This window comes from Microbacterium sediminicola (assembly GCF_039531125.1).
GTDB lineage: Bacteria > Actinomycetota > Actinomycetes > Actinomycetales > Microbacteriaceae > Microbacterium > Microbacterium sediminicola.
This window is the reverse complement of record NZ_BAAAPL010000001.1, coordinates 1,531,762-1,557,387: the sequence shown is the minus strand read 5'-3', so window position 1 is coordinate 1,557,387 and position 25,626 is coordinate 1,531,762. Positions and strand designations below refer to the sequence as shown.

Annotated in this window: 23 protein-coding genes; 11 read left to right on the top strand and 12 right to left on the bottom strand. The window is 68.7% G+C overall.

The genetic code is table 11. The features are described 5' to 3' along the window. Positions 1-22 precede the first annotated feature (22 nt). Together ABD206_RS07280 and ABD206_RS07275 are read left to right on the top strand one after the other, a co-directional pair. Positions 23-511, top strand: a complete 489-nt coding sequence (locus ABD206_RS07280) for a hypothetical protein (RefSeq protein ID WP_344070864.1) — start codon at positions 23-25, stop codon at positions 509-511. Positions 512-521: 10 nt separating this feature from the next. Next, entirely contained in the window at positions 522-998 is a 477-nt protein-coding gene (locus tag ABD206_RS07275) for a YbaK/EbsC family protein (protein WP_344070862.1), read from the top strand. A gap of 12 nt (positions 999-1,010) precedes the next feature. On the opposite strand, the gene ABD206_RS07270 is transcribed toward ABD206_RS07275, so the two are convergent. From ABD206_RS07270 to ABD206_RS07260, 3 genes are read right to left on the bottom strand one after another with little or no spacing between them, the layout of a single operon-like run. Then, the gene (locus tag ABD206_RS07270; RefSeq protein WP_344070860.1) at positions 1,011-2,189 is read right to left on the bottom strand and encodes an acyl-CoA dehydrogenase family protein; all 1,179 of its coding nucleotides are present in this window, start codon (positions 2,187-2,189) and stop codon (positions 1,011-1,013) included. After that, positions 2,186-2,956, bottom strand: coding sequence for an alpha/beta fold hydrolase (locus tag ABD206_RS07265; protein ID WP_344070858.1), 771 nt, complete (start codon positions 2,954-2,956; stop codon positions 2,186-2,188). Before ABD206_RS07265 ends, ABD206_RS07270 begins: the two co-directional genes overlap by 4 nt. A 10-nt stretch (positions 2,957-2,966) precedes the next feature. Continuing rightward, positions 2,967-3,356, bottom strand: coding sequence for a DUF4260 family protein (locus ABD206_RS07260; RefSeq protein WP_344070855.1), 390 nt, complete (start codon positions 3,354-3,356; stop codon positions 2,967-2,969). A 17-nt stretch (positions 3,357-3,373) separates the two neighbouring features. Between ABD206_RS07260 and ABD206_RS07255 the strand changes: the two genes are divergently transcribed. Next, positions 3,374-4,045, top strand: coding sequence for an HAD family hydrolase (locus tag ABD206_RS07255; protein WP_344070853.1), 672 nt, complete (start codon positions 3,374-3,376; stop codon positions 4,043-4,045). 8 nt (positions 4,046-4,053) lie between these two features. Here the strand turns inward: ABD206_RS07255 and ABD206_RS07250 are convergent, their stop codons facing one another. Continuing rightward, positions 4,054-5,259, bottom strand: a complete 1,206-nt coding sequence (locus ABD206_RS07250) for an MFS transporter (protein ID WP_344070851.1) — start codon at positions 5,257-5,259, stop codon at positions 4,054-4,056. A 360-nt stretch (positions 5,260-5,619) separates the two neighbouring features. On the opposite strand from ABD206_RS07250, the gene nrdH reads away from it, so the two are divergent. The 4 genes from nrdH to nrdF are packed head-to-tail and all read left to right on the top strand — an operon-like array spanning position 5,620 to position 9,429. After that, the gene (nrdH, locus tag ABD206_RS07245) at positions 5,620-5,853 is read left to right on the top strand and encodes a glutaredoxin-like protein NrdH (RefSeq protein ID WP_344070849.1); all 234 of its coding nucleotides are present in this window, start codon (positions 5,620-5,622) and stop codon (positions 5,851-5,853) included. Between the two features lie 3 nt (positions 5,854-5,856). Beyond that, on the top strand, positions 5,857-6,294 hold the full coding sequence (gene nrdI, locus ABD206_RS07240; protein WP_344070847.1) for a class Ib ribonucleoside-diphosphate reductase assembly flavoprotein NrdI: 438 nt from the start codon (positions 5,857-5,859) through the stop codon (positions 6,292-6,294). After that, positions 6,276-8,432: a class 1b ribonucleoside-diphosphate reductase subunit alpha gene (nrdE, locus tag ABD206_RS07235; protein ID WP_344070845.1), complete on the top strand. Its 2,157-nt coding sequence runs from the start codon at positions 6,276-6,278 to the stop codon at positions 8,430-8,432. Before nrdI ends, nrdE begins: the two co-directional genes overlap by 19 nt. 19 nt (positions 8,433-8,451) lie before the next feature. Then, on the top strand, positions 8,452-9,429 hold the full coding sequence (nrdF, locus tag ABD206_RS07230) for a class 1b ribonucleoside-diphosphate reductase subunit beta (protein WP_344070843.1): 978 nt from the start codon (positions 8,452-8,454) through the stop codon (positions 9,427-9,429). Here the strand turns inward: nrdF and ABD206_RS07225 are convergent. After that, positions 9,426-9,674 (bottom strand): DUF4287 domain-containing protein, encoded by a 249-nt coding sequence (locus ABD206_RS07225; protein WP_344070840.1) that lies wholly within the window; start codon positions 9,672-9,674, stop codon positions 9,426-9,428. The two genes, nrdF and ABD206_RS07225, sit on opposite strands and share 4 nt — an antisense overlap. 69 nt (positions 9,675-9,743) lie before the next feature. On the opposite strand from ABD206_RS07225, the gene ABD206_RS07220 reads away from it, so the two are divergent. The 3 genes from ABD206_RS07220 to ABD206_RS07210 all read left to right on the top strand — a co-directional run bounded on the left by ABD206_RS07220 (position 9,744) and on the right by ABD206_RS07210 (position 12,154). Beyond that, positions 9,744-11,060: an acetyl-CoA hydrolase/transferase family protein gene (locus ABD206_RS07220; protein WP_344070838.1), complete on the top strand. Its 1,317-nt coding sequence runs from the start codon at positions 9,744-9,746 to the stop codon at positions 11,058-11,060. A 221-nt stretch (positions 11,061-11,281) separates the two neighbouring features. Beyond that, positions 11,282-11,710: a MarR family winged helix-turn-helix transcriptional regulator gene (locus tag ABD206_RS07215; protein ID WP_344070836.1), complete on the top strand. Its 429-nt coding sequence runs from the start codon at positions 11,282-11,284 to the stop codon at positions 11,708-11,710. Between the two features lie 51 nt (positions 11,711-11,761). Continuing rightward, positions 11,762-12,154: a DoxX family protein gene (locus tag ABD206_RS07210; RefSeq protein WP_425561182.1), complete on the top strand. Its 393-nt coding sequence runs from the start codon at positions 11,762-11,764 to the stop codon at positions 12,152-12,154. A gap of 30 nt (positions 12,155-12,184) precedes the next feature. On the opposite strand, the gene ABD206_RS07205 is transcribed toward ABD206_RS07210, so the two are convergent. Continuing rightward, positions 12,185-13,165 (bottom strand): Gfo/Idh/MocA family protein, encoded by a 981-nt coding sequence (locus tag ABD206_RS07205; RefSeq protein WP_344070832.1) that lies wholly within the window; start codon positions 13,163-13,165, stop codon positions 12,185-12,187. 72 nt (positions 13,166-13,237) lie between these two features. Here ABD206_RS07205 and ABD206_RS07200 point away from each other — a divergent pair, with 72 nt between their 5' ends. Continuing rightward, positions 13,238-14,566, top strand: coding sequence for a M20/M25/M40 family metallo-hydrolase (locus ABD206_RS07200; RefSeq protein ID WP_344070830.1), 1,329 nt, complete (start codon positions 13,238-13,240; stop codon positions 14,564-14,566). Positions 14,567-14,585: 19 nt separating this feature from the next. Here ABD206_RS07200 and ABD206_RS07195 read toward each other — a convergent pair whose 3' ends face one another. From ABD206_RS07195 to ABD206_RS07170, 6 genes are all read right to left on the bottom strand, one after another. Next, positions 14,586-15,926 (bottom strand): O-acetylhomoserine aminocarboxypropyltransferase/cysteine synthase family protein, encoded by a 1,341-nt coding sequence (locus tag ABD206_RS07195; RefSeq protein ID WP_344070829.1) that lies wholly within the window; start codon positions 15,924-15,926, stop codon positions 14,586-14,588. Between the two features lie 83 nt (positions 15,927-16,009). Then, positions 16,010-16,945 (bottom strand): NADP-dependent oxidoreductase, encoded by a 936-nt coding sequence (locus tag ABD206_RS07190; RefSeq protein WP_344070828.1) that lies wholly within the window; start codon positions 16,943-16,945, stop codon positions 16,010-16,012. A 57-nt stretch (positions 16,946-17,002) separates the two neighbouring features. Beyond that, positions 17,003-20,890 (bottom strand): ATP-dependent RNA helicase HrpA, encoded by a 3,888-nt coding sequence (gene hrpA, locus ABD206_RS07185; RefSeq protein ID WP_344070826.1) that lies wholly within the window; start codon positions 20,888-20,890, stop codon positions 17,003-17,005. A gap of 19 nt (positions 20,891-20,909) precedes the next feature. Next, the gene (locus tag ABD206_RS07180) at positions 20,910-23,303 is read right to left on the bottom strand and encodes a transglutaminase domain-containing protein (RefSeq protein ID WP_344070824.1); all 2,394 of its coding nucleotides are present in this window, start codon (positions 23,301-23,303) and stop codon (positions 20,910-20,912) included. After that, positions 23,300-24,661, bottom strand: coding sequence for a DUF58 domain-containing protein (locus ABD206_RS07175; protein ID WP_344070822.1), 1,362 nt, complete (start codon positions 24,659-24,661; stop codon positions 23,300-23,302). The genes ABD206_RS07180 and ABD206_RS07175 overlap by 4 nt, the downstream gene beginning before the upstream one ends. Beyond that, positions 24,658-25,623 (bottom strand): AAA family ATPase, encoded by a 966-nt coding sequence (locus ABD206_RS07170; protein ID WP_344070820.1) that lies wholly within the window; start codon positions 25,621-25,623, stop codon positions 24,658-24,660. The genes ABD206_RS07175 and ABD206_RS07170 overlap by 4 nt, the downstream gene beginning before the upstream one ends. Positions 25,624-25,626: the final 3 nt, after the last annotated feature.

Sequence of the window (25,626 nt, the reverse complement as noted above, 5' to 3'; positions counted from 1 at the left end):
ACCCCCGAGCCGAGGAGGATCCGTGCTGCCCGTCAGTCGCTACGAAGCTGTCGAACTCATCAAGAAGTGGGGTCTGCTCTTCGACCTCCATGCCTCACCCGAAGCGGTGTTCTCGCACACCGTCGGCGACGACTTCGTGATCGCATTCGAAGACATCGAGATGGTGGGGATGGCGGGGCTGAAAGAGCACGACGAATCCAAGGAGCAGTTCTACGACGAGCTGCACTTCTACTACGACCACGTGATCGAGCAGGAGGGGGACCCCCTCGTCCTGACCACCCGCATGATCTGGGACACCTGGCGCCGACGCTCCGACGGCGGCGGCGAGCACCTCATCGCCGACCTCCGCCACCGTTGGACTCTCACCCGTCTGGCCGATGGACGCCCGGTCTTCCAGCGTCACGAGCTGCTGTCCCTCGACTATCGAGACGGGTACGGACCGAGCGAGAGCGACGCCGGGAACCTCCACATCGATGAGGACCGCGTCGGGATGGGATCGGCCGCCGCTTAGGATCGGACTCATGTCCGCACACCTCCCCGCTCGCAGTCGCCTCGTCCACGACGCCTTGCGAGATGCGGGGATCCCCGGGGAGATCGTGGTCCTCCCGGATGCCGCATCCACGGCCGCGCTCGCAGCCGAGGCGCTCGGGATCGAGGTGGGCGCCATCGCGAACAGCCTGATCTTCTGGGTCGACGACGCGCCGCTGCTGGTGATGACCAGCGGCGCGCACCGCGTCGACACGGTGGCGCTGGCCGAGAGGGCCGGAACGGGCAAGATCGGTCGGGCGAGCCCCGAGCAAGTACGTGCGGCGACCGGACAGGCCATCGGCGGGGTCGCACCCACGGGGCATCCCACGCGGTTGCCGACGATCGTCGACGAGGACCTTGCCGCCTACCCGCAGATCTGGGCGGCCGGCGGCACGCCGCACACGGTGTTCCCCCTCACCTACGACCAGCTCGTCGCACTCACCGGCGGAACGGTGCTCAAGGTCGACTGAGTCGCGTCGTCGCTAGGGCGCGAGCGGGCCGAGCCACGCGGTGGCGACCGTCGAGTGGGCGGATTCCGGGTCGGAGGGGTGGAACAACCCCGCCAGCACGTCCCGGTACAGGCGGGAGAGCTCGCTGCCGGCCGCGTACGACGAGCCGCCGGCGGTCAAGATCGCGTCATCGACCACGGACTTGGCCATCACCGCAGCGCGGTGCTTGACGCCCGAGAGCAGCGAGAACCAGCGGGGGCCATGATTCACGAGCCCATCGACGTCGCTCGCGAGGGACTCGAGCTGCGGCGGCAGGGCATCGTAGGCGAGCGCCATGTCGGCGATCCGCCACCGGATGTCGGGGTCCTGGCTGTAGGAGAGCCCTGTCTTCTTCGACATCCGCGCCCCGACGGTGGCGACCGCGACATCCAGCGCACGGCGGGCGATGCCGGTGTAGACCGAGCCGAGAAGGACCTCGAAGACACTGAAGATGCCGAACACGATCGGGTCGGGATTCGGGCCCGGGGCGATGCGTCGCACGACACGATGGGCGGGTGCGAGCGCGCCGTGCAGCTCGGTCGTGCGCGACTGGGTGCCGCGCATCCCGAGGGTGTCCCAGTCATCCCGCGTGACGACCCGCCCCGCTGCCTCCTCACCGCGGGAGACGAAGGCGTAGACCATCTTCGGGCCGTCCGGAGATGTGGTGTCCAGACCGTGCAGTCCGAGCTGCGTCCAGACGGGAGCGAGCGAGGTGAAGATCTTGGTGCCGGTGAAGGCGTAGCCGCCCTCGGCGGTGGGGGAGGCATCCGTGTCGCTGCCGAACAGGACGAGGTCGTTCCCCGCTTCACTGATGCCGAAGGCGAAGATCTCGCCGGCGGCCGCTCCCTCCTGCACGAACCGGAGCGTGGCGATCCCGCGGTCGGCGAGGACCTTCGCCACGCCGGTCCACACCAGGTGCATGTTGATCGCCAGCGCCGTCGCCGGAGCGGCGGTCGCGAGCCGCTGCTGCAGAACGGATGCCTCGACCAGGCCGAGGCCCAGGCCCCCGAGCGCGGTCGGCACGAGCTGCGCCAGATAACCCACCTCCCGCAGCTCGTCGAGATCGTCGTCGGGGAACGTGTTCTCGCGGTCGTGGATGCCCGCCCGCTCGCGGAAGCGCGCGAGCATGTCGTCGGGCAGGATCAGGGCCGGATCGAAGCTGGTCGTGGTCATGCCAGAGCCTCCCAGAGGTGACGGATCGTCTCGTCGGGTCGATCTCGGTGCGGTGAGTGCCCCGCGCCGGTCACGACCGACATTGTGATGTGGGGTCGGGTGAGGAGCGTGTCGGCGATCTCGCCCTGGAACAGGGCGTACACGCTCGGATCTCCCGCGATGATGTGCACGGGGACATCGACGGCGAGCGCGGCAGCCCGCACGTCCCATTCCGGGTTCTGCGCCGTTGTCTGCTCGACCGCCCAGCCGCTGGCCTGCGCCGTCGCGAGAACCTTCAGCTCGACATCGTGCTCATGCCACGAGGGGTGTGCTGCCCGAACCGCGGCCGCAGACGGGTCGAGGAGCGCCTGCGCGTGACCCGCTCGGATCTCTGCGCGCTGCTGCGCGGTCAAGGAGATGGCGGGATCGAGCAGGACAAGACGTGATGCCCATCCCGGGAGGGTGGCTGCCGCGACGACGCTGCTGGTTCCGCCGAGTGAGTGACCGACGACGACATCCCAGGGTGCCGCATCGCCGTCCCGCGCCGCGTCAGGCCGGCACGCGGCCAGATCCGCCGCGTACGCGCCGATCGTGTAGTCCAGCGCGCGGGGGGCGGTGCCGTGCCCGCGCAGGTCGACGGCATGCGCGCTCCACCCGGCCTCGGCGAATGCGGTGCCCAGGCGCCACATGAGAGCGCCGCTCGACCCGAGACCGTGGACCAGCAGCGCGCGGCGCGGCGCATCGGCCGCTCCCCAGATGTGACGCGGAAGAGTCAGTGGAACGGGCATGATCTCCATGCTAGGAGTGCTGCGAGGGAAGCGTGCCGTCCTTCTTGCGCAGCGTGAACCCGAAGGTCCGGTCGACCGCGATGTGCAGCAGCCAGCCCATACCGGCCCAGAACAGCGGCAGACCGATCTCGCGCAGCTCCCACAGGTAGGCGAGTGTGCCACCGACGAAGAAGAGCACGAAAGGTACCCAGGCCCGGTGAGCAGCGTTGTAGAACGGCACCCGTTCGGGCTTGAGGACACCGCGCTGATCGCCGGCGGCGCCGAACAACGACACGTCGGGAGCAAGCGCGAATGCGACGATGATCCCCGCGGTGACCCAGCCGTGCAACAGGCTCTCGGCGACCGAGACGATCAGCAACGCGATGGCGAGAAGAATCCAAGCCAGCCGCGAGTAGGTCACCGCCTTATCCTAGGCCGATGGTACCGACGATCATTCTGGACCTGGACGGCACCGTCGCACTCGGCGATGGCCCGATACGCGCGTACGCCCGCGCGATCGACGAGGTGGCGTGCCCGGGGTTCGAGGAGCTGGGGCTGGCGGCGCTGCGCGAGTACGTCGAAGGGCGCGCCGAGCACCGCGACGGGTACCACGCCATCGCTGCGGCGGCTCAGGCGGCAGGCGTGGCGGACGACGGCCTGCAGCGCGCCTATACGCTCAGCCGCGAGCGCTTCGGCACACCCGCCGCGCCCGTGAGTGCGCCGAGCGGCCTCGCGGATTTCCTCGCGACGCTGCAGGGCCGGGCGACGGTCGTGCTCGCGACCAACTCGCCTCCGGTCGGCATCGAGGAGGCGCTGCGCGAATGGGGCGCTCTTCCCCACTTCGGCGCGCTGCACTACTCGGTGGGAAAGCCCGCGGGGCTCGTGCCGATCGTCCGCGCGGCCCGCGCGCAGGGACCCGTTCTCTCGGTCGGGGACATCCCCGAGTTCGACCTGCATCCGGCCGCAATGCACGGCGCTGATACCGCGTTGGTGGGACCGTCGTCGCAGACATCGGGGTTCGAGGCGACCATGCGGGGCCACACCCTCACCGATCTCTATGACGACATCTCCGCATGGGTCCGTGCCTCACGCGCCTCGTCGGCGGAGTGAGGATGGGGTCAGGTGACCGTGTCGACGGGCTCGGTGTCGGGTATCGGGCTCGCGTCGCGATGACGCAGATCGGGGAAGCTGCGCACGAAGACCACAGCGACCACGGTGCCGGCCAGCGCGAACAGCAGGCCTGAGCCGAGAGCGCCCTGGGGGCCGACGCCGTCGATCAGGAATCCGGCGACGGCGGATCCGGCGGCGGCGCCGATGAGTTGCCCGGTGCCGATCCAGCCGTAGGCTTCGGCGGTCTCACTGAATTTCACGCTCGCGGAGGTCATCGAGAAGACGACCGCCAGGGCGGGGGCGATACCGATTCCGGCGAGGAAGAGCGTCCCGCCCAGCCACCAGACATTGAGGGAGAGGACCGCGAGCACCAGTCCCGCTGTCACGATCGCCATCCGACGCGCCATCGCCCAGGGCCCGATCGGCAGATGACCGAAGGCGAGCCCGCCGGAGAGGCTGCCGACGGCGAACACCGCGAGCACGATGCCCGCTTCGGGGCCGTCGTGTCCGAAGGAGGCGACCACCCCTGCCTCGACCGCGGAGCAAGCGCCGATCAGGAGGAAACCGACGGCTGTCGCGAGGATCACCGACGGCTTGGCGAGGACCTTGCCGAAACTGCGTCGCGACCGCGGGATGCGCACGCGCGCGACCTCGGGGGAGAAGATGAACCAGAGCCCGCCGACGATCATGACCACGACGATCATCCCGAGGGCCGGGACAGTGCCGACCTGCGTTGCCACGAAGGTGATGAGCACCGGCGCGACGATCCAGATGACCTCCTGCAGCGAGGCATCCAGCGAGTACAGCGGGGTGACCTGACGCGAGTTGACCAGCTTCGGGTAGATCGTGCGCACTGCCGGCTGCACCGGCGGCGTCGCCAGGCCCGCGACGAGTCCGAGCGCGATGTAGGCCGGCAGCGGAAGAGTGAAGGCGGCGATGGTCGCGATGGCGGCCACGCACACGGCCAGGGTGAGCAGCAGCACGCGGCGCATTCCCCAGCGACCCATCCACCGGCTCGTGACCGGACCGGCGATGGCTTGACCGACCGAGGTCGCGGCCAGCACCAGTCCCGCCGCCCCATACGAGCCGGTCACGTACTCGATGTGCAACAGGAGCGCGAGGCTCGTCATGCCGTTGGGAAGTCGCGCCGTCAACTGCGCCGCGATGATGCGCGCCACCCCCGGTGTGCGCAGCAGTTCCCGATATCCCGCCACCTCTCAACGTTACGCCCCGCACACGCGAGTGCACGACACGCCGCGACACGCCGAACGTGCAATCCACAGCCGAATTCGATGTCGGTGGATCGTGCGAGCCTCGCTTCTGTGGATAGATGTCCGGCCGTCGCGTGAAAACCGCATGATCTGGCCGCTCGACGCTCTGCCGCCGATGTCGTCCCCTGTGGATGAATCGGTGGACATCCTGTGGTGAGGGTGGGGATGGTGGTGGAAAACTACACGAATGTAACTACTACCCCTTGTGGTTGCTTCCGATGTCCGTCCCCATATGTAGTATTGGACTCCCGGTGGGGGACTGCCGGTCTGACGAAGGATTTTCCGAGGGGGAGAAGGATCGACATGGCGATCACGGTGTACACCAAGCCTTCCTGTGTGCAGTGCACGGCGACCTACCGCGCGCTGGACTCGAAGGGCATCGATTACGAGGTTCTCGACCTGTCACAGGATGCGAGCGCGCTCGAGCAGGTCAAGGCCCTCGGCTACCTGCAGGCGCCCGTCGTCATCACCGACGAGGACCACTGGTCGGGCTTCCGCCCCGACAAGATCGACGAGCTCGCTTCGCGACTGGCCTGATCGATGAGCACGGCGGTTGCTGTCGAGGCGCCGTTGCTCGTCTACTTCTCGAGTGTGTCGGGCAACACGGCCCGCTTCATCGAGAAGCTGGGGATGCGTGCACAGCGCATCCCGTTGCTCCCGGCGGATGCCCCGCTCTTCGTCGAGGAGCCTTTCGTCCTGGTCACTCCCACCTACGGGGGCGGTCAGGGCCGCGGTGAAGAAAAGGGCGCGGTTCCGCGTCAGGTGATCCGGTTCCTCAACGATCCCCGCAACCGCTCTCTGATCCGCGGAGTCATCTCCGCGGGCAACACGAACTTCGGCGAGGCGTTCTGCCTTGCCGGAGAGATCGTGAGCCGCAAGTGTGACGTGCCGCACTTGTATCGGCTGGAACTGTTCGGCACGCCCGAAGACGTGACTCGCGTGAGCGAAGGATTGGAACGATGGTGGAAGCTGCACTGACCCAGGCGGCGTTCAAGACGGACGCGCGCTTCGACGGGATGGATTACCACGCGCTGAACGCGATGCTCAACCTCTACGGCGCGGACGGGAAGATCCAGTTCGACGCCGACAAGCGGGCCGCGCGCGAGTACTTCCTGCAGCACGTCAACCAGAACACGGTGTTCTTCCACTCGCTCAAGGAGCGCATCGACTACCTCGTCGACAAGCAGTACTACGAGCCGGCCGTCATCGAGAAGTACCCCTTCGCCTTCATCGAGGAACTCACCGAGCGCGCGTACGGCAAGAAGTTCCGCTTCGAGACGTTCCTCGGCGCCTTCAAGTACTACACGAGCTACACGCTCAAGACCTTCGACGGAAAGCGCTACCTCGAGCGCTTCGAGGATCGCGTCGTCATGACCGCGCTCGGCCTGGCCGACGGTGACCAGGATGTCGCGACGATGCTCGTCGACGAGATCATCTCGGGCCGCTTCCAGCCGGCCACCCCGACCTTCCTGAACACCGGCAAGGCCCAGCGCGGTGAGCTCGTGTCCTGTTTCCTGCTGCGCATCGAAGACAACATGGAGTCGATCTCCCGCGGCATCAACTCCGCGCTGCAGCTTTCCAAGCGCGGCGGCGGCGTGGCGCTGCTGCTTTCGAACATCCGCGAGTCGGGTGCCCCGATCAAGAAGATCGAGAACCAGTCCAGCGGCATCATCCCCGTCATGAAGCTGCTCGAAGACAGCTTCAGCTACGCCAACCAGCTCGGGGCCCGTCAGGGTGCGGGCGCGGTCTACCTCAACGCCCACCACCCCGACATCATGCGCTTCCTCGACACCAAGCGCGAGAACGCGGACGAGAAGATCCGCATCAAGACGCTCTCGCTCGGCGTCGTGGTCCCCGACATCACGTTCGAGCTCGCCAAGAACGGCGAGGACATGTACCTGTTCTCCCCGTACGACGTCGAGCGCGTCTACGGGGTGCCCTTCGGCGACATCTCCGTCACCGAGAAGTACCGCGAGATGGTCGACGACCCGCGCATCAAGAAGACCAAGATCAACGCGCGCGAGTTCTTCCAGACCCTCGCCGAGATCCAGTTCGAGTCCGGCTACCCGTACATCATGTTCGAGGACACGGTGAACGCGGCCAACCCCATCAAGGGCCGGATCAACATGTCCAACCTCTGCAGCGAGATCCTCCAGGTCAACACCCCGACGACCTACAACGAGGACCTGTCCTACGACCAGATCGGCAAGGACATCTCCTGCAACCTCGGCTCGATGAACATCGCCCTCGCGATGGACGGCGACGACCTCGGTCAGACGGTCGAGACCGCCATCCGCGCCCTCACCGCGGTGAGCAACCAGAGCCACATCACCTCGGTCCGTTCGATCGAGGACGGCAACGACCGTTCGCACGCGATCGGCCTCGGCCAGATGAACCTGCACGGCTATCTCGCCCGCGAGCACGTCCACTACGGATCCGAAGAAGGCCTGGACTTCACGAACATCTACTTCTACACGGTGCTCTACCACGCGCTGCGGGCCTCGAACCTGCTCGCGATCGAGCGCGGTCAGGCGTTCGGTGGCTTCGAGGACTCGACCTATGCCTCGGGGACGTTCTTCGACAAGTACATCGAGCAGGAGTGGGCGCCGAAGACAGAGAAGGTCAAGGAGCTCTTCGCGGCTCACCACATCCCCACCCAGGCCGACTGGGTGGCGCTGAAAGCCAGCATCCAGGAGCACGGCATCTACAACCAGAACCTGCAGGCTGTTCCGCCGACCGGATCGATCTCGTACATCAACAACTCCACGAGCTCGATCCACCCGATCGCCTCGAAGATCGAGATCCGCAAGGAAGGCAAGCTCGGCCGCGTCTACTACCCGGCGCCGTTCATGACGAACGAGAACCTGGAGTACTACCAGGATGCCTACGAGATCGGCTACGAGAAGGTCATCGACACCTACGCCGCCGCCACCCAGCACGTCGATCAGGGCCTGTCGCTGACGCTGTTCTTCAAGGACACCGCCACCACCCGCGACATCAACCGCGCCCAGATCTATGCCTGGAAGAAGGGCATCAAGACCATCTACTACATCCGTCTGCGTCAGATGGCCCTCGAGGGGACCGACATGACCGAGTGCGTCAGCTGCATGCTCTGACGGCCGAGAGAGAACGCGAATGACTGCTGAGAAGCTCAAGCTGATCGACCACGTCCAGGCGATCAACTGGAACCGCATCCAGGATGACAAGGACCTCGAGGTGTGGAACCGCCTCGTGAACAACTTCTGGCTGCCCGAGAAGGTGCCGCTGTCCAACGACGTGCAGTCGTGGAACACGCTCACCCCCGAGGAGCAGACCCTCACGATGCGGGTGTTCACCGGTCTGACGCTGCTGGACACGATCCAGGGCACCGTCGGCGCGGTCTCGCTCATCCCTGACGCGATCACCCCGCACGAGGAGGCCGTCTACACGAACATCGCGTTCATGGAGTCGGTGCACGCCAAGAGCTACTCGTCGATCTTCTCGACACTGTGCTCGACGAAGGAGATCGACGAGGCGTTCCGCTGGTCGGTCGAGAACGAGAACCTGCAGCGCAAGGCGCAGATCGTCATGGAGTACTACCGCGGCGACGAGCCCCTCAAGCGCAAGGTCGCCTCGACCCTGCTGGAGTCGTTCCTGTTCTACTCGGGCTTCTACCTGCCGATGCACTGGTCGTCCCGCGCGAAGCTCACCAACACGGCCGACCTCATCCGCCTCATCATCCGTGACGAGGCCGTGCACGGGTACTACATCGGCTACAAGTTCCAGAAGGGACTCGAGAAGGTCGACGATGCCCAGCGCCAGGACATCAAGGACTACACCTTCTCGCTGCTCTACGAGCTCTACGACAACGAGGTGCAGTACACGCAGGATCTCTACGACGGCGTCGGCCTCACGGAGGACGTGAAGAAGTTCCTGCACTACAACGCCAACAAGGCGCTGATGAACCTCGGCTACGAGGCGATGTTCCCCGAGTCGGTCACCAATGTGAACCCGGCGATCCTGTCGGCGCTCTCGCCGAACGCCGATGAGAACCACGACTTCTTCTCGGGGTCCGGTTCGAGCTACGTCATCGGCAAGGCTGTGGCCACCGAAGACGAGGACTGGGACTTCTAAGCCGCCAGCTTCTGCTTGACGTAGGCCACGATCGCGTTCGCGTGACCGTGGCCTACGCCGTTCTCGGTCTTCAAGACGTTCACGATCGCCATGTGCGTCTCGCCGGCGTCGAAGCGCTCGACGACCAGGTCGATCCACTCCTGCATGGGCTTTCCGTACGTCTTCTCGATGCTCGGGAAGTAGGAGGCGGGCCCCTGGAGCTTCTCTCCGGGGGCGATGACCGGGGCTGTCACGCGCGATGTCATGTGCAGACTCTATTCCTCGGCGCATGCCAGAGTGGAGCGGTGGTCCGTGCGGACCGGTGAGGGTGAGAGATGACTGTTGTCGACCGCTATCGGGCCAAGCTCGTCACCGCCGCGGATGCCGCTGCGCAGATCCCGTCGGGCGTGCAGGTGCTGGTCGCGATGGGCCTGGGCGCCCCGCCGGCGATCCTTGCCGCCATCGGAGACCGTGTTCGGGACGACCTGCTCGTGGACGCCGATCTGTACTACGGCATCGGCGGGGATGCGATCCGCGACAGTATCCTGCAGCCGGGCGTCATCGAGAAGATCCGTGCCCACACGTTCTTCGTCGCCGGCTACGACCACCACATCATCGCCGATCCGCTGCGCGCCGACCGCGAGAGTCTCGACTTCATTCCGGTCAATTTCTCGGACCTGCCGCGGGTGATCACCGAGCGCCTCGATATCGACACGTTCGTCGTGCAGGTGAGCCCGATGGACGCCAGCGGCCACTTCTCCTTCGGCGTTGTCAACGACTACGCCAATGCGGCCGCGCGCGCGTGCCGCCGCCTGATCGTCGAGGTGAACCCGCACATGCCGCGGGTGTTCGGGGACTCGCTGCTGCACATCGACGAGGTCGACCTCGTCGTCGAACACGCCTCGGCTCTCCCCGAGGCGGTCGAACCTGCGCCCACCGTGACCGACCGCGCCATCGCCGCGCACGTGGTGCCCCACATTCCCGACGGCGCGACGCTGCAGATCGGGGCGGGCCGCGTCCCCACCGCGATCGGTGAGGCGCTGGTCGATCACCGCGATCTCGGCATCCATTCGGCGCTGTTCTCGCCCGTGTTCATCCCTCTCATCGAGTCGGGCGTGATCACCGGGCGCAAGAAGACGCTGCATCCGCGCCGGCACGTGTGGACCTCGGCGGCCGGTGACGCGCACATGTACGAGTTCATGAACGACAATCCGTCCATGGCGAGCTTTCGCTCGAGCTACGTGAACGATCCGCACATCATCGCGATAAACGACGCGATGATCTCGGTCAACGCGGCCATTCAGGTCGATCTCTACGGGCAGGTCAACGCCGAGATGATCGGCGGGCTGCAGTACTCGGGCTCTGGTGGGCAGTTCGACTTCGTCACCGGCGCCGCGCGCTCGCGCGGGGGCAAGTCCTTCGTCGTGCTGCCGGCCACGGCCAAGGGCGGCGCGATCTCGACCATCGTCCCCAAAGTCGACATCGTCACCGACGAGCGCATGGATGTCGAGCACATCGTCACCGAGAACGGCGTCGTCAACATGCGGGGCCTGTCGACCCAGCAGCGCGCACTCGCGCTGATCTCGCTCGCCGACCCCGCTCATCGCGACGACCTCGTCGCCGCAGCCAAGGCCCAGCACCTCATCGCCTGACTCGCGGCGACACCGGAATGGCGAAGGACCTACGGGTGCGTGTGCTGCCGGCATCCAGCGCCTCGCGAGCGTAGGAGAAAACGCGGCCGCAGGACGCGAGCGCGGCGTGTCGTCCTGTTCTGGCGATATCTCCTACCTCGGCGATGTTTCACCCCGTGGCGGCGCACCTGCGGAGGTGGGGGCGGCGCCGTAGGATGAAGGACTGCACCAGAGGAGGCGACATGGCAGAGCGACCGCGGCGGTTCAGCCCCGTGCTGGCGTTGCTGACGATGTCGAGCGTGTGGGATGCGCAGCTGGGGGCCGCGCTCAAAGACCTCGGCCTGACGACCCGCAAGTACGCGCTCCTCGGCCACATCTACGGCGTGCCGGGAGTCTCCTTCAGTGAACTGGCGCGGATGTCGCAGATCACCGTGCAGACCGCCCACACCGCCGTGCGCACTCTGGTGTCCGAAGGGTTCGTGCACGACAGCATGGCGCACGCGGGCGCTGCCTCCGAGCTGCGGGTGACAGAGCGGGGGACGGCCGCGCTCATGGAGGCCGAAAAGCGGTTGCGATCGCTCGACCGTTCGCTCACGAAGGCCGCACCCGAGCTTTCGCAGGCGCTGAAGGGCCTGCACGAGCAGCCCGTCGAGGTGCCGCCCGTCGAATGAGCGTCGGCATTTGACAGTGCGCCCGCTGTCACGTTGGCTGTCACCATGACGATGATGACGGTGCCGCAGACGGGCGCGCGGTGGGTCCTGGCCGGCGCGATGATGTTCGCCGGCGTGACGCACCTGACGGTGGCGCGTAAGGAGTTCCAGGCGCAGGTGCCGTCCTGGGTCGTGGACAACACCCCGCTGGACGAGGATGCGGTGGTCGTGGCATCCGGCGTCGTCGAGGTGATGCTCGGAGCGGCGCTGGTGATCCTCCCGAAAGAGCGCCGCCGGATCGGTGCGATTCTCGCCGCCTTCTTCATCGCGATCTTCCCCGGCAACATCGCTCAGTACCTCGACAGACGCGACGGGTTCGGGCTCGACACCGACCGCAAGCGGCTCGTGCGCCTGTTCTTCCAGCCCGTGCTCGTCGCGTGGGCGCTGTGGTCGACGCGGCGCTGAGCAGCCGTCGCCGACGACAGAGCACCCGCTTCACTCGCCGGGGTAGCGCACCCCCACCTGCGCGCGGATCTCGTCGAGAAGGTGCATGATCGCCACCGACTGGTCGAGGGGGAGCAGTTCGCTGTCAGTCTTGCCCCGGGCGATGAGGTCGGCGGCCGCCATCGCCTGGTACTGCATGCCGCGCCCGGTGACCTCCGGCACGTACTCCTCGAGGATGCGACCGTCCGGGGTCGTGACGCGGAAGGACGCCGGGTTGTACCAGACGCGGTCGATGTCGATCCGGGCGTCGGTGCCGACGATGTGAGCCGTGTTGGGACCCGCCGACCGGGCCGCGGAGATCGACGTCGACAGGGCCCCGCCCTCGTGCGTGAAGATCGTTGCGACTTCGCTGTCCGCGCCGGTTTCGCTGAGCCGGGCACGCGCGGTGACGCCGGTGGGTGCACCGAGCATGTCCCAGATGAAGGAGAGGGGATAGATCCCGAGATCGAGCAGGGCACCGCCGCCGAGTTCGAGCGCATTGAGTCGGTGCGCGGGGTCTGTGGAGATCCGCTGGGTGTGGTCTGCGAAGACCGCACGGATCTCGCCGAGCGCTCGCGAACGCACGATCTCGCGGATCCGCGCCATATGCGGCAGGTAGCGCGTCCACATCGCCTCCATGGCCAGCAACCCGTGCGCGCGGGCGGCGTCACGCACACGCTCGGCCTCGGGCCCGGTGAGGGTGAACGGCTTCTCGATGAGGACGTGCTTGCCGGCCTCCAGCGCGAGGATGGCGTTGTCCGCGTGCATCGGATGCGGAGTCGCGACATAGACGATGTCGACGTCCGGATCGGCGACCAGCGCCTCGTAGGAGGAGTGCGCGTGCGGGATCTCGAACTCCCGGGCGAACTCTCGAGCTGCCGTCTCGCGCCGTGACCCCACGGCCGCGATCGGCAGACCGGCGGTCCTCAGATCGGCGGCGAACATGTGGGCGATGAGCCCGGTGGCGAGAATTCCCCAGCGTGCTGACGTCATGGTCTTGAGCGTAGCCATCAGCGCGTCGGCACGGCATCCGCCGCGCACAGTGAGCCGGAGTAGTCTCGCCGGGTGGCCACCCCGATCGAACGCTTCCAAGAACTGCTGCGCATCCCCACCGTCTCGCACGCCGACGAGTCCCTCATCGAATGGTCCGCGTTCGATGACTTCCACGCCGCGCTCGCGAGACTGTATCCGGCCGCGCACGAGACGCTCGAGCACGAGGTGATCGACGGCCACTCACTGCTGTTCCGGTGGCGCGGAGCGGCATCCGATCGCCCGACGATCGTGATGGGCCACATGGATGTCGTCCCCGTCGTCGAGAGCGAGTGGGAGCATCCTCCGTTCGCGGCCACGATCGTGGGCGAGGGAGCGGATGCGGAGATCCACGCGCGCGGCGCCATCGACGACAAGGGTGCGGTCGTCGCGATCATGGAGGCCGTCGAGGGCCTCGTGGCGGAGGGCTTCACGCCCGCCCAGGATGTCTACCTCGCCTTCGGGCACAACGAGGAAACCGCCGGCGGCGGCGCCCGCGCGATCGTTGCCACCCTCGTCGACCGCGGCGTGCGCGCCGGCCTCGTGATCGACGAGGGAGGGGCCGTGGTGGACGGCGTGATCCCTGGCATCACCGTTCCCACGGCCATGGTCGGCGTTGCCGAGCGCGGAGTGATGACGGTGCTGCTGACAGCCCGGGATGCCGGTGGTCATGCCTCCACACCCCCGGCGATGCCCGCCACGGCGCGGCTCGCGCGCGCGATCGATCGCTTACGCCGGCGCCCCTTCCCGCTGCGCCTGGCGGACCCGGTGCGCGCCATGCTCGCGACCCTCGCCCCGCACGCGCCCGAGCCACTGCGGACCCTCTTCGGCAAGGCCGGGCTCACGGCCCCCGTGCTGGTGCGCGCGCTCGCCGCCGGCGGACCGGAGATGAACGCGATCGTGCGCACCACGGCGGTGGCGACCGAGCTGTCGGGCGCGCCGGGAGAGAACGTCCTGGCGACCACGGCGCGCGCATCGATCAACATCCGCCTGCTCACGGGCGATTCCGTGGCGAGTGCGGTCGCGCATGTGCGCGGTGCCGTCGCGGACGGCGAGGTCGAGGTCGAGGTGCGGCACGCGTCCGAACCCTCCCCGGTCTCACCGTGGAAGGGCGAGGCCTGGCGGCGCATCGCAACGGCGGTGTCGGCCACCCTCGGCGAGGAGGTCGTGACGACCCCCTACCTGCAGCTGGGCGCCAGCGACAGCCGCTGGTACACGGTGCTCAGCGACAACGTGTACCGCTTCACACCATTCCACCTCACCCGGAGCGAGCGTGACACGCTGCATTCGCACAACGAGCGCATCCGTGCGGACGTGTGGGTGCGGGGAATCGGCTTCTACCGGGCGCTCATCGCGGCATCCTGACCGCCTCGAGCTGAGGGGGTCAGCCCTCGAGCGCTGCCAGGGCGTGGGCGAGGTCGGCGATGAGATCGGTCGGGTCCTCGAGACCGATCGAGAGACGGATCGTGCGCGGTGAGATCTGCGCCGCGCGCAGCTGATCCGCCGTCAGGTGGTAGTGGGTCATCGACGCCGGGTGGTTGACCATGCTGCGTGCATCGCCGATGTTCGCGACGAGGTGGATCAGACGCAGCCCATCGATCACCGCGGTCACCCTCTCGTCATCGCGCACGGGATCCCCGGTCGTGGCGAGGTCGAACGAGAAGACCGACGAGGCTCCTCGTGGCAGGTATCGCTGCGCCAGGCCGTGCCAGGGGCTGCTGGACAGACCCGGATGCCAGACCCGCTCGACCTCGGGGTGGGCGTTGAGGAAGCGTGCGACCGCGAGGGCGCTCTCGGAGTGACGCTGCATGCGCATGTCGAGGGTTTCGAGGCCCTGCAGGAACTGGAAGGACGACCATGCGGGCAGGGTCGTGCCGAAATCATGGATGAAGCGCGTCTTGATGTACACGATCAGAGCGAGGCCTTCGTCAGCGAACCGGTCCCACAACACGAGGTCGCCGAAGCGGTCGTAGGGGGTGGTGAACTGCGGCCACTTCTCGGGGTCGGCGCCGAAGTCGAACGAGCCGATGTCGACGACGATGCCGCCGAGGGCCACGCCGTGGCCGCCGATGTACTTGGTCGCCGAGTGGATGACGATGTCGGCGCCGTGCTCGCCCGGGCGGACGAGATACGGCGAGGCGACGGTGTTGTCGACCACGAGGGGCACGCCGGCCTCGTGGGCGAGGTCGGCGACGGCGCGGATGTCGAGCACGGTCGCCAGCGGATTGGTGATCGTCTCGGCGAAGAAGGCGCGGGTCTCGGGGCGGACGGCGCGGCGCCAGGCATCCGGGTCGTCCTGATCGACGTAGGTGACCTCGATGCCGAGCGTTCCGAGGGAGTCGGAGAGGAGGTCGACGGTGCCGCCGTAGAGCTGGCGTGCGGCCACGATGTGGTGCCCCGCCGAGGCGAGGGCGAGGATCGCGGCGGCCGCGGCAGCCTGTCCCGAGGAGACCGCGACCGCGGCGCGCCCGCCCTCGAGGGCGGCGACGCGCTTTTCGAACACGGCCTGGGTCGGGTTCGCGTTGCGGCTGTAGACGTTGCCCATCTGACGCAGCGCGAAGACGTCGCGGGCGTGGGCGAGCGAGGGGAACTCGTAGCCGTTGGACTGGTAGATCGGGGTGACGGCGGTGTTCTGCGGGACGCCCGGTGTGTAGCCGGCCTGCACCTGCGCGGTCGCGAAGCTCTCGTGCGGCTCGGTGTCGCGGCCGGCGGCGGGTGTCGTCATCCACCTATGGTCACACGCGCCCCGGCGCGATCGAAAAGTATGAGACGCCGCATGACGCGGGCGCGCGTCATGGTGCGGGCGCGTCAGGGGCGGATCGTCACCTTGCCGCGCGCGCCGGCCATGACGGCACGGTGGGCGTCGCCGGCGTCTGCCATCGAGAACGCAGGCCCCTCCTCGATCCGTGCGGCGCCGGCGGCCAGCAGATTGACCGTGACCGGCAGCGCCTCGACGCGCCACGCCTCCTGCTGTGCGGTGAGCGGCTCGGGGGAGCCGCCGCTGAACGCGCGGATGCCGAGCCCTGCCGCATCCGCGCCGCGCACGATCGTCGCGATGCGGGAGCGGTCGGGGACGAGCTCGAGCGATGCGGCCAGTGCCGCGTCCGCGCCGGCGGCATCCAGGACCACGGTCGGGACGAGCCCGGTCGCCCGGACGGCGGCGACGACATCGTCCGCGTAGGAGACCGGCGTCGCGCCGAGCTCTGCCACGGTCTCCGCGCGCGCCGGGCTGGCGGTGGCGATCACCTCGGCGCCCCAGAGCGTCGCGAACTGGATCGCGGCCTGCCCCACCGCGCCCGAGCCGCCGTGGATCAGCAGGACGTCATCGCTTCGCACATCGAGTGAGCGCAACGACTGGTAGGCGGTGGCGAACGGGATGCCGATGCCGGCGGCCGCGGCGGCGCTGACGTTCGCGGGACGCAAGGTGGCGGCATCCGCCTTCACCGCCACGAACTCGGCGTACGCGCCGAACGTGCGGGCGAAGACGACGGGATCGCCGACGCGGAAACCGTCGACGTCGGGGCCGACGTCGACGACGATGCCGGCCCCGTCCATGCCGATACGCCGCGGCTTGTCGATCGTCTGAGACGCGCGCATACCGCTGCGCAGCTTCGCATCGATCGGGTTCACGCCCGCAGCCTCGACCCGCACCACGATCCGCCCGGGTCCGGCTTCGGGGGTCGGGATCTCGATCGTGTGGAGGACGTCCGGTCCTCCGAACGCGGTGTAGACGACGGCGCGCATGCGGGTTCCTTTCGGTGGATCTCCACCGCCACGCTACGCCGTGTCGGACCGGATGGGTCAGCCGCGTGCGGCCGAGAGCGCCTTCGTGATGCGCTGGAGCGAGACCGGCTCTGCCGTGCCGAGGGACTGGGCGAACAGGCTCACCCGGTATTCCTCCAACAGCCAGCGCGCGTGTACCAGCGCTGCCGGGGCGTCGGCGAGCGGCGGGATCGTCCCCCCGGCGTCGGCGTACAGCACGGCGGCACGCTCGAACTCCGTCAGGCGTTGCCGATCCCGGCCGGGATTGTCCGAGAGTGAGCGGATGCGCTCGGCTGCTCCCGCGAGATAGCGCGGATAGTGCGCTAGGCGTGCCCGCCCGACCGCTGACACGAAGCCCGGGAAGACCAGGCCCGAGAGCTGCTGCTTGAGGTCACCGAGCGCTGCCAGAAGCGTCAGTGCGTTCAGGCTCCGGATGCCGCGATCCACGTCGCGGTGCGCCTGCAGGATGCGCGCGCACAGCGACACCGTCTCGAACAGGGCATCGGTGACCTCTGCGGACAGCGCATCGCGGGCTGCCTCGAACGCCCCTCGTGAGCGAATGTCGGGGTGCCTGTCGAGCACGGCGTCGGCGATCGCGACCCGACAGTCCTCGACGAGCGCCTTGGCCGAGGCATAGGGGGAGGCGCTGAGGGAGAGCTTCTCGTTCGCGGTCAGGTGATCCAGCACGTACGGGGCGGGGGACGCGGTCGTCAGCAGCAGGAGTCGACGCAGACCCGCATGCGTCGCCTCCCGCGCCCGCTCGGGCGTCGACTCGATGCGCACCCCGACGCTGTCCTTCTCGTCGACGAGTGCCGGATAGCCGCGGACGATGCCTCCGGCCACACGCGTATCGACGACCGCGGGGAGCTCACCGAAGCTCCAGTCGCGCAGGCCGCTGGATTCCCGGAACGCGGGTCCTTCGGCATCCGCTCGAGCTCCTGCGGCTCCCGCAACGCGTGCGGCACCGCCGGGGGCTGCGCGGGTGACCGAGCGTGCGACTGCGCCACGAGCGGCAGCGGCGAGGTCGCGCTGCAGGACGGCGAGGTCTCGACCCGAGCCCAAGGTGCGGCCCCGAGGATCGACGACCCGGAAGGAGACACCGAGATGCGCGGGCACGCGGTCATCGTCGAAATCATCCGCGGAGACCGGCTGGTGCGCGGCGCGCTGGATGCGCGAGGCGAGCGCCTGGCGGAGCGATGTCGGAGGAAGCCCCGCGTGGTGCTCGGGGCCATCAGCGCGAAGGTCTGCGGCGAAGGTCGCGGCCCAGTCTGCGGCCGGCACCACGTGGCGGCGGATGTGCTTCGGGAGTGCGCGGATGAGTCCGGCGATCAACTCATCGCGCATCCCCGGAACCTGCCAGTCGAAGCCGTCGGCGCGCAGACTCGACAGCAGCGCGACCGGCACGACGATGTTGACGCCGTCATCGGCCGCGCCCGGCTCGAAGCGGTACGCCACCGTCAGCACCTGGTCGCCCTGGGTCCACCTGCTCGGGTAGTCCGCGTCGTCCGAGGTGCGGGCCCCGTCGACCAGGTCGCTCTCCGCCATGTCGAGTAGCCGCGGGGAGCGGGCGGAGGCGTCCTTCCACCACGCCTCGAACGAACGCACGTCGAACACGTGCCGGGGCACGCGCGCGTCGTAGAAGGCGTAGACGGCTTCGTCACCGACAAGGATGTCGCGCCGACGCTCGCGCTCTTCGAGCTTCTCGAGGCGCCGACGCTGCTCGGTGTTGCGTCTGGCGAACGCCGTCAACCTCTTCTCGAGCGCCGCCGCATCCCACTCGCCCTCGACGAGGGCATGCCGCAGGAACAACTCACGGGCCAGTGCGCGATCGAAGCGGGCGAGCTGGACCCGTCGCTTGCTGACGATCTCCACCCCGAACAGAGTGACGCTCTCGTATGCCGATGCCGCGCCGGCCGAGCGCGACCAGTGCGGCTCCGACAGTCGCCGGTGCGCGAGGTCGCCGGCGAGTTCCTCGGCCCAGGCCGGATCGATCACACCGGCGGTGCGGGCGAACAGACGCGAGGTCTCCACGAGCTCTCCGGCCATCACGGCGACAGGCCGGGCCTTGCGCAGGGTCGAGCCGGGGAAGATCGTGAAGCGCGCGCCCCGCGCGCCCCGGTACTCGGCGGCGGGCTTTCCGCGGCCGCCGGGTGTGGATCTCGCCGCTGACGAGCCCTGACGCTCATCCAGGATGCCGATCTGCGAGAGCAGACCCGAGAGGATGGCCCGGTGTACGAGATCCGGGTCGACGTCCCGGTGCGCGCGTGAGCGCTTGAGGCCGAGCAGGTCCGAGAGCTGGCGGTGCACGTCGGCCCACTCGCGTACGCGGACGTAGTTGAGGTGCTCCGCGCGGCACAAGCGTCGGAACGCGCTGGACCCGAGCTCGGACTGCTGCTCCTGCAGGTAGGTCCAGAGGTTGCGGAGGGTGAGGAAGTCACCGGTCGGGTCGGCGAAGCGCGCGTGCAGCCGATCCGCTTCGTCGCGCCGTTCCTCGGGGCGTTCGCGCACATCCTGGATCGACATGCCCGCGACGATCGGCAGCACGGCGGGAAGGACGTCGCGATCACGGGCCTCGACGAGCATGCGGGCAAGTCGCGGGTCGATCGGAAGGCGCGCGAGGTCGCGACCGACGCGCGTCAGTCGGTGACCGCGGGTGCGATCCGAGCCCACCGCGCCGAGCTCGACGAGCAGATCGAACGCCGCCTTCACCCCGCGCGAGTCGGGGGGAGTGAGGAAGGGAAAGGCCGTGACATCCCCCATCCCGAGTGCGAGCATTTGCAGCACCACGGCGGCCAGGCTGGTGCGCAGGATCTCGGGCTCGGTGAATTCGGGGCGTTTCGCGAAGTCATCCTCGGCGTACAGACGGATCGCGATGCCCGCCGAGGTGCGGCCGGCGCGCCCCGAGCGCTGTTGGGCGGATGCCTGGGAGACCGCCTCGATCGGCAGCCGCTGGATCTTCGAGCGGGCGGAATACCGCGAGATGCGCGCCGTCCCGGTATCGATGACGTAGCGGATGCCGGGGACGGTGAGGCTCGTCTCGGCGACGTTGGTCGACAGGATCACCCGGCGCCGCACGCCCGCGACGCCGGATCGCTCGAACACGCGGTGTTGCTCGGCGGCGCTGAGACGTCCGTACAGGGGGAGGACCTCCGTGGGTGCGGCGTCTTTCGCATACATGCCGCGGACGGCATCCATCGCGTCGCGGATCTCCGCCTCGCCCGGCAGGAAGACCAGGACGTCCCCCGCGGGCTCGCGATCCAGCTCGCGCAGGGCGGCGAGGAGTCCGTCGACGTCGTCCTGCGCGGCCTCATCGTGCGGCCGGTAGCGCACCTCGACCGGGTAGGTGCGACCGGAGACTTCGACCACCGGGGCCGTCGATTCCTCGTCCGTGGGGTCGGGGGCGAAATGCCGTGCGAAGCTCTCGGGATCGATCGTTGCGCTGGTGACGATGACCTTGAGATCCGGGCGCTTCGGCAGAATGCGACGCAGGTAGCCGAGCAGGAAGTCGATGTTCAGCGACCGCTCGTGCGCCTCGTCGATGATGATCGTGTCGTATCGGCGCAGCAGCTTGTCGCGATGGATGTCATTGAGCAGGATGCCGTCGGTCATCAGCGCGATGCGGGTGTCGTCCGAGACGGCGTCGGTGAAGCGGACCCGGTACCCCACGGCGGAGCCGAGCGGTACCTGCAGCTCCTCGGCGATCCGCTCGGCGATCGAGCGGGCGGCGATCCGGCGCGGCTGCGTGTGCGCGATCCGGGTGCGGCCGAGCTCGAGGCAGATCTTCGGGAGCTGGGTGGTCTTGCCCGACCCCGTGGCTCCGGCGACGATCACGACCTGGTGATCGCGGATCGCAGCGGCGATCTCATCGCGCGCCGCGCTGACAGGCAGCTCCGGCGGGTAGACGATGACGGGCTCGGGCGAAGACATAGCCTTCGATCGTATCCCGCTATCGGCGTCTGAGGGAGCGCAGCGAGAGCGCCGCGGCCAGCCGCTGCCGCCGGGTCAGCCCCGCGCGCCACTGCCCGCGTTCCTCGTCGACGAGGTCCCAGAAACGTGCGGCCTCGCCGTCCGTGGGCGGCGAGGGGGCGAAGCTCGCTCGGTCGGCTGCCGCCGCCAGGGTTGCACCGGCCGGGTGCCCGATCGCGGCGGCGAACGAACTGCGGGTGAGGTTCGACGGCACTTCGGCGCCATGGTCGGCGGCGGCATCCACCCACTCGTCCCACCCGCCTGCCACGCGGGCCGCCGGCTGTGGGCGCGTCCTGCGACGACGACGGCGGTGCGCCTTGAGTGCGAGGATCGCCAGCAGCGGAGAGATCACGACGAGAAGGACCAGGGCGCTGGCGGCGCCGATCTGCACGATCAGCCACAGGCCGGCGGCATCGAACTCGTCCGGCGGAGAGGTCTGGTCGCGGGTGTCGGTGTCGGCGGGGTCTGCCTCGGGTGGTAGGACGGTGTCGGCCGTCTCGCCGTCGACGTCCGTGGCATTCTGCGGATCACTGAGCGCTTCGGTCGAGGAATCGGGCGCGATCGTGTGCTGCGGGGTCGTATCGATCGGGATCCAGATACCGGTGACATCCTGCACCTCGATCCAGGCGCCGACATCGCCGCCCCGGCAGGCGCCGTCTTCGCAGACCGGCAACGTGGGATCCGGGGAACTCAGTCGTGCCCCCACCACGATCCGTGCCGGGAATCCGAGCTGATCGGCGATGAGGGCGGCGGCCACGGCGAACTGCTCGTCGTCGCCGACCCCCGCCACGAGGTTCGCCTCGGGTTTCCCGCCCTCCTCAAGCTGCCGATCGACGAGCGCGGCGAACAGGTCATCGATGCGGTCGGTGGAATGACCGGCCCGGCTGGGCGAGAACGCCCCGCCGTCGAGGCTGTCGAGCCAGGCCTCGGCGTCGGCTTCTGTCAGGGCGTGGCTGAGGTAGCCGCGCTCGCGCAGACGGTCGATCAGTTCGATGAGCCCCGCGCCGGTGGCGGGAACGTCCTGCAGGCCGATCCAGGTCAGCAGACTCTCGGGGATCACGGCCTCCGGGAGGGAGGGACCGGCATTCGGCGCCGTCGCGGTCGCCGGGTCCGCCTCGGCCACCGCTGACCCGCGAAGACTGTAGACGGTCCCGGGCCCGAACGTGTCGCTCAGTTCGACGCCGGTGGCCAGGGCTGCGCTGTAGAAGAAGCCGTCGGTGAGTGCGCCGCGCGACGGACCTGTGAACGAGATCGCCTCGAGATCGCCGACCAGGGGGACCCACAGCTGATCCCAGTCCTCGAGCGAGATCTCCGCCTGCAGCTGGGTGCCGCCGACCGCGGGCAGTGCCGAGGGCACGCGGGCGAAAGAGGCCGGTGCCGTCGAATCGACGGCGGCGATGCGCGCGCTGACGCCGTCGCTGAACGAGAGGGTCGCCATGCGTACGCGGTCGCCTCCCGTCGTGGAGACGCGGAACAACACCCGGTCGTAGGTGTCGGCCCGGTAGTTCTCTCGCAGGGTCGAGAGCGGGCTCAGTTCCTGCTCGATCCGCAGAACGGGGTCGATTCCGGTTCTTGGGACGGTGCGGGCATGCGCGACGACGAGCACGGGGGTGAGGATGCCTGCCGTGATCACGGCGACCAGGAGTATCGCCGTGCCGATCGCCAGGCGCGCCGCTCGGGCGCGTGCGGCACGTGCCGAAGCGGCGCCGGCGCCGCGTCGCAGGGCGAGGCGGCGCACCGCCGCTGCCCGCCAGAGATACCAAAGCACGATGATCGCGATGGCGGACAGACCCAGAAGTGCGGCGGGGGTGACCTCGATCGGGCCGATCCTCCAGCCCGGGGAGGTGGTCGCGGGGCCGAGCAGGATTCCGCCTGCGGCGGGAACGAGGGCGATGGGACCTGCCACAACCCACCGACGGCCCGCGGACGCAGCGAGCGTTGCCGAGGGACCCGGGACGAGGAGGAACAGGAGCAGGGCCGGGCCGAGGGTCTGCTGGTAGGTGCCGACGGGAAGATCGAGGGTCAGCAGGTTCTTGACACCGGTGACCGGAGCCGTGAGGACACCGAGCGCCGCGTCCGGGAGCTGCGCGAGATCGGTGAGCGCGTCGGGGGCCGCCAGGGGGAGGGCCAGGAGAAAATACGCGACCAGATACGCCAGGGATGTCGCGCCCAGACGCCACCTGCGGGCGCGGGAGAGTGCCGCCACGATCAGCGATGCGGCGCTCGCGCTCGCCGCGGTCAGCCAGAACCAGTCGTCGCGGTAGATCGGCCAGAGGGCGCCTGCGCCGACCGCCGCGACGAGAAGGGCGAAGCCGGCATTTCCCCACCAGTACCCCCAGGGGGGAGGCACTGTCGCGGCGGCGTCGCCGCTCATGACTGTGCTCCCCGGCCGAGCAGTTGTCGGAGGTCATCGAGCAGCCCGATCGTGACCACCTGGGCGTCGCCGAGACGGCGCAACCGCGGCTCGCCTTCGAGGTCGCACACGATCGCGGCGACGCCGAGATGCGAGGGGAAGGCGAGCGCGGCACGCTGGAGCGCCGTGGCTGTCGTCGTGGATCCGCACACGAGGAACGCGAGTGAGGCATCCGGATGCGCCTCCACGGCGAGCCCCGCGACATCCGCGAGGGGGTTCACGCTCTCACGCAGCGACACCCCTGACAGGCCGTCGAGCAGGATGCGGGGGGTCACTGTCGAAAGCTCCCGGATCGCGCGCATCCGCGAGCGGGCGAACTCCGGCACCTCGTCGCCGACGGTCACGTCGACGTCCCGGCCGTCGCGCAGCCCCCGGACACCGAGGGAGGCCGCCGCGCTGACCGCGAGCTCGAACTCCTCGTCATCGCGGTAGGCGGCGCGGTCGGTGTCGAGGGCGATCACCATGCGGGAGCGCCGGGTTTGCTCGTACTGACGCACCATGAGCGTCCCGGTCTTGGCGGTCGACTTCCAATGCACGTGGTGTTGCGCATCGCCCGGCGCGTACTCGCGGATCGCGTGGAACGAGATGTCGGCGTCGCTCAGGGCGGCCGACGGACTGCCTTCGAGGTCGCGGATGAAGCCGGCGCTGGTCGGGGGGAGCGCAACCGTGCGCGGGTGCACGTAGAGCGTGCGCACCTGGGTCCAGGTCGCTTCATGGCGGAGTAGTCCGAGGGGATCACCGCGCACCGCGCTCAGCGGACCGATCGGCACGATACCGCGGCGTGGGGTGGGGATCTCGATGTGGGCGACGTGCTGCGCCCCTCGTCGGAGCAGCGGGATGTCGAGTTCCACGATGCCCTGGGCGGCATCGTGACCGATGGGCAGGTCGATGATGCCGGGGAGGGTGAGGGTTGCCGCGGTGCTTGTGACCGTCACGCTCACGCGTGCGCCGGCTCCGGCGACCACCCGGTCGTGGGTCAGTGCGAAGCCGACCGTGTACGGCCGCGCCCTCGCGAGAAAGGGGAGGGCGAGAATGATGAGCGCGAGCCCCAGGAGTCCGGCGGCGACGAGCTCGCCGATTCCGAAGACGATGCCCAGGGGCAACGCCACGGCCGCGGCGACGAGCGCGATCCACCCCCCGGCGCGCACCGTGGCAGCGACCCACCGTGCCGCGATCGTGACGGCGGCGCGAAACCGGTGCCAGGCCGAGGCGCTGCGCAGCGCGAGGGTTGTCCCGCCGCGCGCGGTGTCTAAGCGCGTGCGGGTGTGGGCATCAAGCGCGTTCCCGTGCCGCGGAGTGTGCTCGGTCGGGTCGCTCACCCCTGCTCCCGTTGCGTGGGCGGGGTGACATCCAGCAGCACCTGGCCGATGACGGCGCGCGCGCTCACCCCGTCGAATTCCGCCTCGGGATCCAAGACCAGGCGGTGGGCGAGCACGGGCTCGGCCAGGGCGGTGATGTCGTCCGGAGTCACGAACTCGCGGCCATGGGCGATCGCCCACGCCTTGGCGGCGCGGGTGAGACCCAGAGCGCCGCGCACACTCACCCCCAATCGCACTTCGGCCGCCGCGCGGGTGGCATCGACGATGCGCGCCAGATAGTCCAGGATGACGGGGCTGACATATACGTCGCGGGCCAGGCTCGACATGCCCGCCACTCCGTCGAGGGAGACCACGGGTTCGACATCCGTGCGCACCTGGGCGGTGCCGGCGAGGATGCGCACCGTCGCTGCGTGATCGGGGTAACCGAGCGAGGTCTTCATGAGGAAGCGGTCCAGCTGCGCCTCGGGCAGACGGTACGTTCCCGCTTGCTCGATCGGGTTCTGGGTAGCCACGACCAGGAACGGCGAACCGACCGGGCGGGAGACGCCGTCGATCGTGACATGACCCTCCTCCATGACCTCGAGGAGTGCCGATTGGGTCTTGGGGCTGGCCCGGTTGATCTCATCGGCCAGCACGATGTTGGCGAACACGGGGCCCTGGTGGAAGTCGAACTCTCCCCGCCGTTGGTCGTAGACCGTGATGCCGGTCACATCGCCGGGCAGCAGGTCGGGGGTGAACTGGATGCGTGAGAGAGTGCCGTCCACGCTCTGCCCCATCGCCCGTGCGAGCGAGGTCTTTCCGGTGCCCGGGACGTCCTCCAGCAGCAGGTGGCCCTCGGCGATCATGGCGGTGAAGGCGAGCTCGATGACGTGGCGTTTGCCGAGCACCACCTGTGCGACATTGTCGGTCAGCGCACGGAAGGCCTCCTGGAATCGACCCACCTGGTCGGCTGTCACGGTCATCTG

Bases quoted from the DNA above. Each gene is read 5' to 3' on its own strand.
- ABD206_RS07180 (WP_344070824.1), bottom strand. From the start codon at position 23,303: ATGAGCGGCGACGCCGCCGCGACAGTGCCTCCCCCCTGGGGGTACTGG.
- ABD206_RS07205 (WP_344070832.1), bottom strand. From the start codon at position 13,165: ATGACGTCAGCACGCTGGGGAATTCTCGCCACCGGGCTCATCGCCCAC.
- ABD206_RS07265 (WP_344070858.1), bottom strand. From the start codon at position 2,956: ATGCCCGTTCCACTGACTCTTCCGCGTCACATCTGGGGAGCGGCCGAT.
- ABD206_RS07170 (WP_344070820.1), bottom strand. From the start codon at position 25,623: ATGACCGTGACAGCCGACCAGGTGGGTCGATTCCAGGAGGCCTTCCGT.
- ABD206_RS07215 (WP_344070836.1), top strand. From the start codon at position 11,282: ATGGCAGAGCGACCGCGGCGGTTCAGCCCCGTGCTGGCGTTGCTGACG.
- nrdI (WP_344070847.1), top strand. From the start codon at position 5,857: ATGAGCACGGCGGTTGCTGTCGAGGCGCCGTTGCTCGTCTACTTCTCG.
- ABD206_RS07220 (WP_344070838.1), top strand. From the start codon at position 9,744: ATGACTGTTGTCGACCGCTATCGGGCCAAGCTCGTCACCGCCGCGGAT.
- nrdF (WP_344070843.1), top strand. From the start codon at position 8,452: ATGACTGCTGAGAAGCTCAAGCTGATCGACCACGTCCAGGCGATCAAC.
- ABD206_RS07270 (WP_344070860.1), bottom strand. From the start codon at position 2,189: ATGACCACGACCAGCTTCGATCCGGCCCTGATCCTGCCCGACGACATG.
- ABD206_RS07210 (WP_425561182.1), top strand. From the start codon at position 11,762: ATGATGACGGTGCCGCAGACGGGCGCGCGGTGGGTCCTGGCCGGCGCG.
- hrpA (WP_344070826.1), bottom strand. From the start codon at position 20,890: ATGTCTTCGCCCGAGCCCGTCATCGTCTACCCGCCGGAGCTGCCTGTC.
- ABD206_RS07275 (WP_344070862.1), top strand. From the start codon at position 522: ATGTCCGCACACCTCCCCGCTCGCAGTCGCCTCGTCCACGACGCCTTG.
- nrdH (WP_344070849.1), top strand. From the start codon at position 5,620: ATGGCGATCACGGTGTACACCAAGCCTTCCTGTGTGCAGTGCACGGCG.
- nrdE (WP_344070845.1), top strand. From the start codon at position 6,276: ATGGTGGAAGCTGCACTGACCCAGGCGGCGTTCAAGACGGACGCGCGC.
- ABD206_RS07195 (WP_344070829.1), bottom strand. From the start codon at position 15,926: ATGACGACACCCGCCGCCGGCCGCGACACCGAGCCGCACGAGAGCTTC.
- ABD206_RS07225 (WP_344070840.1), bottom strand. From the start codon at position 9,674: ATGACATCGCGCGTGACAGCCCCGGTCATCGCCCCCGGAGAGAAGCTC.
- ABD206_RS07190 (WP_344070828.1), bottom strand. From the start codon at position 16,945: ATGCGCGCCGTCGTCTACACCGCGTTCGGAGGACCGGACGTCCTCCAC.
- ABD206_RS07255 (WP_344070853.1), top strand. From the start codon at position 3,374: ATGGTACCGACGATCATTCTGGACCTGGACGGCACCGTCGCACTCGGC.